Origin of the sequence: Pseudomonas lactucae (assembly GCF_016937615.1) — a bacterium.
In the GTDB taxonomy this organism is placed as follows: domain Bacteria; phylum Pseudomonadota; class Gammaproteobacteria; order Pseudomonadales; family Pseudomonadaceae; genus Aquipseudomonas; species Aquipseudomonas lactucae.
The window spans coordinates 1-10,250 of the sequence record NZ_JAFHKI010000141.1 but is presented as its reverse complement, the minus strand read 5'-3'; the positions used below and the strand labels follow the sequence as shown (position 1 = coordinate 10,250).

6 protein-coding genes, 1 rRNA gene and 2 pseudogenes are annotated in these 10,250 nt (G+C 60.3%); 6 read left to right on the top strand and 3 right to left on the bottom strand.

What is annotated here, in order from left to right; all coding sequences use genetic code 11:
- The first annotated feature begins 11 nt into the window (after window positions 1–11).
- The 4 genes from rrf to JWR98_RS23320 all read left to right on the top strand — a co-directional run bounded on the left by rrf (window position 12) and on the right by JWR98_RS23320 (window position 3,872).
- Window positions 12–127 (top strand): 5S ribosomal RNA (gene rrf / locus JWR98_RS23335).
- Window positions 128–306: 179 nt separating this feature from the next.
- Window positions 307–966 carry a paraquat-inducible protein A gene (locus JWR98_RS23330; protein ID WP_205491318.1) on the top strand — a complete coding sequence of 220 codons (660 nt, stop codon included), beginning with the start codon at window positions 307–309 and terminating at the stop codon, window positions 964–966.
- Complete coding sequence (locus JWR98_RS23325) at window positions 953–1,576, top strand: paraquat-inducible protein A (RefSeq protein ID WP_003171534.1); 624 nt, start codon at window positions 953–955, stop codon at window positions 1,574–1,576. Before JWR98_RS23330 ends, JWR98_RS23325 begins: the two co-directional genes overlap by 14 nt.
- Window positions 1,569–3,872, top strand: a complete 2,304-nt coding sequence (locus JWR98_RS23320; protein ID WP_205491317.1) for a PqiB family protein — start codon at window positions 1,569–1,571, stop codon at window positions 3,870–3,872. Before JWR98_RS23325 ends, JWR98_RS23320 begins: the two co-directional genes overlap by 8 nt.
- Before the next feature lie 103 nt (window positions 3,873–3,975).
- Here the strand turns inward: JWR98_RS23320 and mksF are convergent, their stop codons facing one another.
- From mksF to mksB, 3 genes and pseudogenes are all read right to left on the bottom strand, one after another.
- The gene (gene mksF / locus JWR98_RS23315) at window positions 3,976–6,816 is read right to left on the bottom strand and encodes an Mks condensin complex protein MksF (RefSeq protein WP_003171537.1); all 2,841 of its coding nucleotides are present in this window, start codon (window positions 6,814–6,816) and stop codon (window positions 3,976–3,978) included.
- A pseudogene (mksE, locus tag JWR98_RS23310) lies at window positions 6,813–7,518 on the bottom strand (Mks condensin complex protein MksE). The gene mksF and the pseudogene mksE overlap by 4 nt, the downstream one beginning before the upstream one ends.
- Window positions 7,508–8,785: an Mks condensin complex protein MksB gene (gene mksB, locus JWR98_RS23305; protein ID WP_003171539.1), complete on the bottom strand. Its 1,278-nt coding sequence runs from the start codon at window positions 8,783–8,785 to the stop codon at window positions 7,508–7,510. The pseudogene mksE and the gene mksB overlap by 11 nt, the downstream one beginning before the upstream one ends.
- 148 nt (window positions 8,786–8,933) lie before the next feature.
- On the opposite strand from mksB, the pseudogene JWR98_RS23300 reads away from it, so the two are divergent.
- Together JWR98_RS23300 and rimI are read left to right on the top strand one after the other, a co-directional pair.
- A pseudogene (locus tag JWR98_RS23300) lies at window positions 8,934–9,715 on the top strand (energy transducer TonB).
- Window positions 9,708–10,160, top strand: coding sequence for a ribosomal protein S18-alanine N-acetyltransferase (gene rimI, locus JWR98_RS23295; RefSeq protein WP_205491315.1), 453 nt, complete (start codon window positions 9,708–9,710; stop codon window positions 10,158–10,160). Before JWR98_RS23300 ends, rimI begins: the two are co-directional and overlap by 8 nt.
- The last annotated feature ends 90 nt before the right edge of the window (window positions 10,161–10,250 follow it).

The window sequence follows — 10,250 nt, the reverse complement described above, 5'->3', positions numbered from 1 at the left end:
TACCCGAATTTCTTGACGACCATAGAGCATTGGAACCACCTGATCCCATCCCGAACTCAGAAGTGAAACGATGCATCGCCGATGGTAGTGTGGGGTTTCCCCATGTGAGAGTAGGTCATCGTCAAGATTAAATTCCGAAACCCCATTTGCGAAAGCAGGTGGGGTTTTGTTTTGGGCGCTCGGAAAGTATTGAGAGGTTCGCTCGTCGGCCTGCACGACGATTATCCCCGACAAATTTGCACAGTTATTTCTGAAACAGACCACTAGAATAGGCACCTAACCTTTTTTAGAGTACGAGCCCTATCTATGCCCGATCCAGTTGATGCCATTGAGGTATCGGATCTACCACTGGACGATCTGGTGGCATGCCATGAGTGCGACTTGCTGATGCGTAAACCCGCGCTCGCCCTCGGTGAAAAAGCCCAATGCCCACGTTGTGGTTACGAGTTGTACGCTCACCGCCACAATGTCGTGGAGCGCAGTCTCGCCTTGGTGCTCGCCGCGTTGTTGTTGTACATCCCTGCGAACTTTCTTCCGATCATGCAGCTCAATCTACTCGGGCAGTCCTCGGAGGACACCGTCTGGAGCGGCGTAGTCGGCTTGTTCGATACCGGCATGCAAGGCGTTGCAGCCGTCGTATTCCTGTGCAGCATGGCGATTCCTTTGCTCAAGCTCCTGTGTCAATTGGCCGTGCTACTCAGCATCCGTTGGAAGATCGGGCGAAGTTACGGTCTGCTGCTATACCGCATTTACCATCACATGAAAGATTGGGGGATGTTGGAGGTCTACCTCATGGGAGTGCTGGTGGCGATCGTCAAACTCGCCGACATGGCCTCCATTACGATAGGCCTGGGTCTGGTCTGCTTCGTCAGTTTATTAATGGTTCAAGTTCTGCTTGAGGTGGTGATGTCGCCCCACCAAATCTGGCAAGCGCTTTCAGCAGAGGATGATCATGCGGGCGATTGATGCAGGCATTCTGATTTGTACCGAATGCCATGAATTGAACAAACAAGAACCGGATGCGGACGAGCAGACCTGCACCCGTTGCGGTGCGCTCGTGCATGCACGTCGCCCCAATAGCCTCACGCGTACCTGGGCCCTGCTGATCACCGCCGCGATTCTGTATATCCCCGCCAACCTGTTACCGATCATGACCATCAATTCACTCGGCCAGGGCAGCCCCAGCACCATCATGTCCGGGGTGATAGAACTGGTTCAGCACGGTATGTTTCCCATCGCCGCTGTCGTATTTATCGCCAGTATCCTGGTACCGACATTCAAGCTGGTGGGCATTGGTCTGCTACTGTTTTCGGTGCAGCGTCACCAACCGCTGTCCGCGCAACAACGTATTGTGATGTACCGTTTTATCGAGTTCATTGGACGTTGGTCCATGTTGGACATCTTCGTGATCGCCATTCTGGTGGCGGTCGTAAACTTTGGACGGCTTGCCAGCGTCGAGGCTAACCTCGGTGCGGCGGCGTTCGCCAGTGTGGTGATCTTGACGATGCTTGCCGCAGTAACTTTCGATCCCCGACTGATTTGGGATAACACGGAGTCGGACGACGACCATGAGTGATTTGCCTAAAGCTAAAACACGCCCAGCTTCCAACTGGTCGGCCATTTGGGTGTTGCCCCTGATCGCCTTGATCATCGGTGGCTGGCTGGGATGGCGCGCCTATTCACAACAGGGCATCGAGATCCAGGTGCGCTTCGAAAGCGGCGAAGGTATTCAGGTCAACAAGACTGAAGTGGTCTACAAAGGCATGCCGGTGGGCAAGGTCAAGGCGCTGGCCCTGGACGACGAAGGCAACAATCGCGGGGTGATCGCCACCATCGAGATGAACAAGGATGTCGATCAATACCTCAAGACCAACACGCGCTTCTGGTTGGTCAAGCCCAGTGTCAGCCTTGCCGGCATCACCGGTCTGGAAACCCTGGTTTCGGGTAACTACATCGCCGCCAGCCCTGGCGATGGCGAGCCGACACGCAAGTTCAAGGCGCTGTCCGAGGAACCGCCGTTATCGGACGCCAAACCCGGTCTGCACCTGACCATCAAGGCCGACCGTCTCGGTTCGTTGAACCGTGGCAGTCCCGTGTTCTACAAACAGATCCAGGTCGGCCAGGTCAAAAGCTACCTGCTGTCCGAGGACCAGAGCACCGTCGAAATCAAGGTCTACATCGAGCCGACCTACGCCAGCCTGGTGCGTAAACACACGCGCTTCTGGAACGCCAGCGGCATCAGCATCGACGCCAACCTGTCCGGCGTAAAAGTGCGCAGCGAATCACTCTCCAGCATCGTCGCCGGCGGTATCGCTTTCGCCACACCCGAAAACCGCAAAGACAGCCCACCCACCGATCCGAGCCTGCCCTTCCGTCTGTACGAAGACTTCGATGCCGCTGCCGCCGGCATCCGCGTCAAGGTCAAGCTCACCGACTTCGAGGGCTTGCAGGCTGGACGTACGCCGGTGATGTACAAAGGCATCCAGGTCGGTACCCTCAAAACCCTGAAGATAGACCCGGACCTCTCCAGCGCCAACGCGGAGCTGACCCTCGACCCCTTGGCCGAAGACTATCTGGTACAGGACACCCAATTCTGGGTGGTCAAGCCTTCCATCTCCCTGGCCGGCATCACAGGCCTGGAAGCGCTGGTAAAAGGTAACTACATCGCTGTTCGTCCGGGTGACAAAGGGACTGCGCCCCAGCGCGAATATGTGGCCCGCGCCAAGGCGCCACCGCTGGATCTGCGCTCCCCGGGCCTGCACATGGTGCTGTTCACCGACAGCCTCGGGTCTTTGGATGTCGGCAGTCCGATCCTCTACAAACAGGTCAAGGTCGGCTCGGTGCAGAGCTACCAGTTCTCGCGTAAGAACAAGCAACTAGTGATCGGTGTTCACATCGAGAAGGAATACGAAAACCTGGTGAACGGCTCAACGCGGTTCTGGAATGCCAGCGGAGTCACGCTGACCGGCGGTCTTACTGGTGGCATTCAGGTCAAGAGTGAATCCCTGGCCAGCCTGATGGCAGGGGGCATCGCCTTCGAAACGCCGGAGCCAAACGTACCGCTGAAAAAGCGCATCCCGCGTTTCCGTCTGTTCGCTGACCGTGAGGCCGCGAATCAACACGGTACGCTGATCACTCTCAAGGTTGACCGCGCCGATGGGTTGCGCCCTGGCACTGCCGTGCGTTTCAAAGGCCTGGATGTGGGCAAGGTCGAAAGCGTCGACCTCAGTGCCGACATGCAGTCGGTGCTGCTCAGTGCACGTATTACCCAAGTGGCGGACCGTATTGCGCGCGTCGGCACTCAGTTCTGGGTCGTCAAACCTGAGTTGGGCTTGATGAAGACTTCCAACCTGGAAACCCTGGTCACCGGTCAGTACATCGAAGTCCAGCCGGCAGCGAAGAGTGCAGGCCCACAAAAGAGTTTCGTCGCCCTGGACCAACCGCCCGAAGCCGTCCATCAGGAACAAGGCTTGAGCCTGGTCCTCAGCGCCGCGCGGCGTGGATCGCTGAAAGAGGGCGTACCGGTCACCTACCGCGAAGTCACCGTGGGCAAAGTCACCGGCTACGAGTTGGGCCAGACCGCCGACCGCGTGTTGGTGCACATTCTGATCGAGCCCAAATACGCGCCGCTGGTGCGCAGCGGTAGCCGCTTCTGGAACACCAGTGGGTTTGGCCTGGACTTCGGCTTATTCAAAGGCGCGACCGTACGCACTGAGTCTCTGGAAACCCTGGTCGCCGGTGGCATTGCCTTTGCCACCCCGGACGGCGAGCGCATGGGCAATGCTGCGCGACCGCAGCAGACCTTCCCGCTGTTCGACAAGTTTGAAGATGAATGGCTGACCTGGGCGCCTAAAATTCCGCTCGGTAAGTAGACCCAGGCGCCGCCATCGGGGGCTTGCTCCCGATGAGACCGGCACAGACACAAAAAAGGCCCCTGGATTCTCCCCAGGGGCCTTTGTGTTTCAGCGGAAAAAATTAAACCTCATCCAGCTCCGGTTCATCCGCCTGCACATTCACAGTGGCCTTCACCACATCGTGACGACGGATGTACTTCCAGTCCGCCTCATCGATGTAGATCCCGTTCGGCCCGCTGCCGCCTTCCAGGTCGATCGCCACCTGGGCGGACACCTGTGGCTTCACACTGGCCAGAATCGGCACAAAGCCCAGTTGCAGGCTGGTTTCCAACAGCGCCGCCTGGTTCTTTTCATCGATGTCTGCCGCTTCATCGAGGTAGTACGGCAAACGCACGCGCCCGGCCTGGTCGCGGTCCATCAAGTGCAGCAACAAGTACATGTTGGTCAGCGCCTTGATGGTCATGGTGGTGCCGTTGGAGGCCGCGCCGTCGATGTCGGTATGGATCACTGGTTGGCCGTGGACCTTGGTGATTTCGAACGCCAACTCGAACAAGTCCTTGAGGCCCAACTGGTTATGGTTGGCGGCTACCAGGCGAGCAAGGTATTCCTTGGCTTCTTCGTTCTTGTTGTCCTGTTCGGCGCTCTGGCTGAGGTCGAATACCGACAGGGTTTCGCCTTCTTCATACTGACCGGCACTGTGGATAATCTGGTCGATATGCTTGAGCGCTTCCTTGTTCGGCGCCAGTACGATGCGGAAGCTTTGCAGGTTGGACACCTGGCGCTTGTTGATCTCGCGGTTGAACAACGCCAACTGGTGCTCCAGGCTGTCGTAGTCGCTGCGGATATTGCGCAAGGTCCGTGCGATATCGGTGACGGCTGCGCGGCGTGCCTTGCCCAGCGTCAGCGCCTCGTCGGTACGGTGTGCATAGGCGTTGATCAGCAGTTGCAGGCGGCGCTCGACGTCGTCCTCGCTGTCGAACTTGGCCACCCCCTTGAGACGCACCTGAGCATACAGCGCCTCGATCTGGCCATCGGCGCGCAGCAGGCCCTGCCAACTGTCCTGATAGTCGTTGAGCAGCGGCAGCAGGTTGTCCATGGAATCGTCGACCGGGTCCATGAACGGCGTGCCGAACGGCAGGTCCGCCGGCAGCAACTGGCGACGGCGCAAGGCGTCATCCAGCGTTCGTTGCTTGGCTTCCATATCACCGATCTGGCGACCGACCAGTTGCAGCTTGGCCGACAGTTGCTGGACGCGTTCGGTGAAGGCGTCGCTGGAGCGCTTCAATTCATCCTGCGCCGCTTCCATCTGCGCCAGATTTTCCAGCTTCTCGCCTTCTTCGGCGCTCAGGGTTTGCGCGCGACGGAAGTCTTCCAGGGCCTTTTGCGCATCCAGCACTTGCTGATACAGCGCTTCGGTCTGGGTCTTGCTCGCCGCGCGGTCAGACGCTACCGCCTGCTGCGTCTTGAGCTGCTTGAGTTCTTTCTCCAGACGTTCCTTCTGGTCACGCAAGGCCGCGCGGTCCGCCAGAGCCTGCAATGCCGGCGGCTCGATGTGCGAGATGTCAATGGACAGCCCCGGCACTTCAAAGCGCTCACCCTTGAAACCATCGAGGATCTGCTCCAGGGATTTGACCCACTGGCCGTCCTCATCCAGCGTGATGCCATGCTCGCCCAACGGCAGGCTGAACAACGCGCTGTTGAACAGGCGCATCAGGCGCTCGACATCCTGCTGCGAGAATTCTTCGCGCAGCTTGGCGTAACTGTTGTTATCCGCGTGATCGAGTTGCTGCCTGACCGACTTCAACCGTTTTTCCAGGTCGCGCAGACGCTCGTCCAGATCTTCGGCGCTGAACTGCCGCGACTGTGCCAGAGCACCCGCGAGTTCATCGTGAGCATCCTTGGCCGCCAGCAATTGCTGTTCCAGCACTTTCACGTCATCGACCAGGGCAAAGCGATGCTTGAGCACCGACAGCTCGCCCAGCCAGCGCTGGATGCCGCTGATTTCGCGCTCCAGGCGCATCAGCTCCTGGGTACCGCCACGCTGGTCGTTCTGCAGCGCGTCCTGCTCGTTGCGGTAGTGCTCGGCCTGGATAGTCAGCTCCTCCTTGCGTGCACTTGCGTAGTCCGACCAGGTGCCCAGCAGCGAATCCAGCAGCGGCGACAGGCGATGCAGTTTGCCGCGCAGGATGTCGCGCTGTTTCACGCCATTGGCCAGTGCCTCGACCAACGGGCCGGCGGCGACCAGTGAGTTGTAGTCCTGTTCCATGCGTCGTACATCGCGGAAGGCTTCTTCACATGCGGCGATGTAATCCACGCTGCCGGAACGCAGGCTGTGTTCGAAGGCATCCAGAAACAATTGCTTGAGCTTGGCCGCGGTGATTTCGCGCATGTGCAGCAGGTTGATAAACAGCGCGCGGAAGGTCTTAAGGCTCTGTTCGCTGGTGGAACGCAACGGGATCAGTGTCAGGTCCAGCGGGATTGACGTGTGGCCGCCGACCAGCAAACGGCGCAGTTCATCGGGCTTGAGTTCGTAGGCTTTCAGGCCTTCGCGCTCAAGGTTGGTGAACAGCTCTTTCTGACGCAGGCAGGTGTCGTTCTTCTGGTAGTGAGCCAGGTCCAGCTTGCCCGCGTAGGCAAAGAACTGGTGACCGAAACCGCCGCCGGGGCCGCGACCGACCACGCCAATGACATGCGGGCCATGGGGCAGGGAGACTTCCACCAGGATGTAGCTGGTGTCGGTAGCAAAGTAGAAGCGTCGCGATTGTTCCAGGGTGTACTTGCCGAAACTCATGTCCGACATGCGCGCCAGGATCGGGAACTGCAAGGCGTTGATCGACGCGGATTTACCCAGGTTGTTGGCGCCATACACCGACAACGGTTCTTCCAGCGGGAACAAACCCAGGCTGTAACCGGCGGTATTCAATAGGGCGAAGCGGCGGATGCCGTAGCGTTCCTTGCTCATGCATCGGTCTCCTGTTCTTCGGCAATGGCGCGGGCCAGGGCGTCTTCTTCGCTTTCGTCTGAAAAGTCGCTCAAGTCGAGCGGGTCATCGGTCTTCAGCAGTTTTTCATCGCTGTCTTCGTCGATGATCACTGGCGCAGGCAACGGCAACACACTGTGCACGCTGGCCGCCAGGTCACGGTCCTGCTGCACCGACAGGCACACGTCGAGGAAACGGTGCATGGGCGGCAGGAAGCGATAGATGCCGCTGTCTTCGCTGGCAAACCAGCTGGGTCATGCGGCGCATGATTTTTTCTTCGAGTTCTTCCTGGGTCTGCACTTCGGCCTGGATAAACAGGTCGCGGTATTTTTCCAGCAGGGACGGCAACTCATCGCGGCCCAGGCTGCCACCGTCGAGCACGGCGATCGGGTCACGGCCCTGATCGGCCAGGTGCTCGACGATGATGAAGGTGAACAGCGCCAGGCGCTGGGCGGTCTTGTTCACCTGCGCGCTGGCGATGGCGGAGTCCGGCACGAAGTAATAGAAACCACGGGTATCGCAGACCAGCTCAAAGCCCAGCGCTTTGAACAGCGTGCGGTACTGATCCTGGAAGTTCGACAGTTGCGTGTACAGCTCCGGGTCACGGCGGCTGACGTGGTAACCCTTGAACAGCTCGCGAAAGATCGGCGCCAGCTGGGACAGTTCGGAAAGATCAAGATGCATAAGGGGTGCTCGCAGAAGTCTCGGCCGCATCAGGGCTGGCCGGGAGCAGGGCGAATGAGCGCAGGCTGACCTGATGCTCGTGTGTGTGGTAGTCGCGGCGTTCCAGGCGTTCGCGTTTGAAGCGTTTTTCCCGCGAGAGGCGCGAGAACCAGTACAGCAATTCGTCGGTGGCGCCGTCCGGTTCCTGCTCCAGCAGCCAGGTCATCAGGTCCGGCATTGGCAGCGCGTCTTCGCAGCGCTCGAGCATTTCCTTGACCGTGCGCGGCGCGCGCTGGGCTTCGCCCTTGTGGGATTTGTGCGCCTTGGGAAAACGCGCCGGTTTCGGCTCGAAATTCGCCAGTGCATACACATAGGCTTCGACCTGGCTGGCACTGCCGAGGAACGTACTTTGCGGCCGGGTGAACATCGGCATCGCGGCCTGTGGGACCGCATCCAGCCCTTTACGGCGGATGGCCGATAAGGCGAGCGCTGCGCCACGGGTCACGGCATTGTGCCGGCGCGCCTCTTCACGCAGTGGCAGCAGCAGCTCCCGCGCATGGCGCAACGTCAACTGGGCGCTGGTCTGCATTTCGAGGATGCGCGCGTGGGTGCGCAGCAGCATGTCGTCGTCCACCAGGTGGCCGAGGCGCTGTTGCTCGGTGAGCATGCGCAGCAGTACGTTTTCCACCTTGCGCACGCCTTGCTCGAAGGCGCCGTCGGCGTTCACCAGTTGGATCATTGGTTCGACGTATTCGTCCCAGGTTGCCAGGACTTCGGCGTAACGCTGGCGCAATGGGATCTGGCGGTCACTGGTCTTGGCGCGGTCGGCCACGGCGGCGAGGGCCTGTTCGTCGTTGGCGAGTTTTTTCAGTACATCGCGCACGCGCATGTCCAACAGGCGCAGTTGACGGGCCAGGTCGTGGCCGTCGCGGATGTCGAAGGCATCCTGGATATAACCGGCCAGGCGCTCGAGGTGGCGCAGGTAGGCTTCAATCTCCAGGCACAGGCCGAGCCGGTGCTCCTTGCGCAGGTACGCCAGGAAGTCGTGGATTTGCGCGTTGAGCTCGAAACGGTTCGGGCTCTTGGCGACAGGCACCAGGATATCCAGGCGGATCCACACGTCCAGCAGGCTGGTGATGTCCTGGGGCGTGCTGTCCAATTGTTGGGCGGCCAGTTGCGCGCGCAGCTCGCCGAGGCTCAGGGTGCCTTGGTCGAAGTGTTCGCACAGTGGCTCAAGTAAGGCCCAGTGTTCGGCGAGGGCGCGCAGGACGCGCTTGGGTTCGATCATGGGAATGGCCGGCTGGTTGGCGATTAAAAATCGCGATTGTACTGCATCAGGCGCGGGATTTATCCACAGCCGGTCAGTGCGCAGTGGGCGATTGTTACCGAACAGCGGTAGAATCCTCGCTCTTAACTTATCCACAAGTGGCCGAGCTGTGCTTATCGAGTCCCGACGTCGCGCTTACTTGACCGCCATGCAGGTGGTCAACTGGCTGCCCCGCACTGAACTGCCGTTTGCCGCGCCGTCGCGGCGCAGCTGCTGCAGGCGCTTGAGCCCTATGAGGCGTTCGAGTCGTCGGGCGAGGAGGCCGCCGCGCCGGTGGCGCTGGTCAAGCCTGAGCCCCAGGCGCGCCCGGTGGTCGAGCGGGCCAGGATCGAGGTGCCGCGCCCGTCCGCCGTGGCCAAGCCTGTGGTTGCCGAAGAGGCTGTCACGGTGGTCAAGGCGCCCGTCGTGCCGCCGCCGCGCTTTGCCCTGCAATTGCTGCGCGCCGGTCGCTGCCTGCTGTTGGTGGAATTGCCCACCGGCGAGCGTTTCCAGACCCGCGACCCTGCCTACATGCTGCTCAAAGACATGTTGCGCGCCGCCGGCCTGCCCGACAGCCCGCAAATTGTCGGCGACCCGGTGCGCTGGCCGCTGCTGGTACGCGGCAACATGGACCAGGGCCCCGAAGCGGCGCGAGATTTTGTACAGGGTTTTGTTTCGGCGCGCCTGGAAGACGAACCCTGTGTGTGCCTGTGGCTGATCGGCCTGCCCGCCGTACGGTTTGCCGGCGAGGCGAATGCCGAAGCCTGGTACCGCGAGCTGCAGGTCGAAGGCCTGGGTTCGGTGTGGGCCCTGCCGGGCCTGGAATTATTAATGGAAGAGCCACAGCGTAAGGCTGATGTCTGGCAAGCCATGCGCCGGCTGATGGCGCGCTGGAAAACAACCGATGAGTGAGGCTTTATCTTTCCGCCCGATGATCGAGGCCGACCTCGATGCCGTGCTGAAAATCGAATACGCGGCGTTCAGCCATCCCTGGACGCGCGGGATCTTTCTCGACGGGCTGGGCAAGTACCAGATCTGGCTGATGTTCGAAGGTGAGCAGCAGGTGGGGCACGGCGTGGTGCAGATCATCCTCGATGAGGCGCACCTGCTGAACATCACCGTCAAACCGGAAAACCAGGGGCGTGGTCTGGGGCTGGCGCTTTTGGAGCACCTGATGTCCCGCGCTTACGCAGCGAACGCTCGGGAGTGCTTCCTGGAGGTGCGTGACAGCAATACCGGCGCGTTTCGCCTGTATGAGCGCTATGGCTTCAACGAGATTGGCCGTCGGCGGGACTATTACCCCGCGGTCGGTGGCCGCGAAGATGCGGTGGTCATGGCTTGCACGCTCGTCGATTAAACACAGCGCCAATGTGGGAAGGGGGCTTGCTCCCGATAGCGGTGTATCAGTGACCTATCAGTCCCTGACCCCTGCTATCGGGAGCAAGCC

Coding starts and splice junctions, on each gene's coding strand:
- JWR98_RS23330 (WP_205491318.1), top strand. CDS start 307: ATGCCCGATCCAGTTGATGCCATTGAGGTATCGGATCTACCACTGGAC.
- JWR98_RS23325 (WP_003171534.1), top strand. CDS start 953: ATGCGGGCGATTGATGCAGGCATTCTGATTTGTACCGAATGCCATGAA.
- JWR98_RS23320 (WP_205491317.1), top strand. CDS start 1,569: ATGAGTGATTTGCCTAAAGCTAAAACACGCCCAGCTTCCAACTGGTCG.
- mksF (WP_003171537.1), bottom strand. CDS start 6,816: ATGAGCAAGGAACGCTACGGCATCCGCCGCTTCGCCCTATTGAATACC.
- mksB (WP_003171539.1), bottom strand. CDS start 8,785: ATGATCGAACCCAAGCGCGTCCTGCGCGCCCTCGCCGAACACTGGGCC.
- rimI (WP_205491315.1), top strand. CDS start 9,708: ATGAGTGAGGCTTTATCTTTCCGCCCGATGATCGAGGCCGACCTCGAT.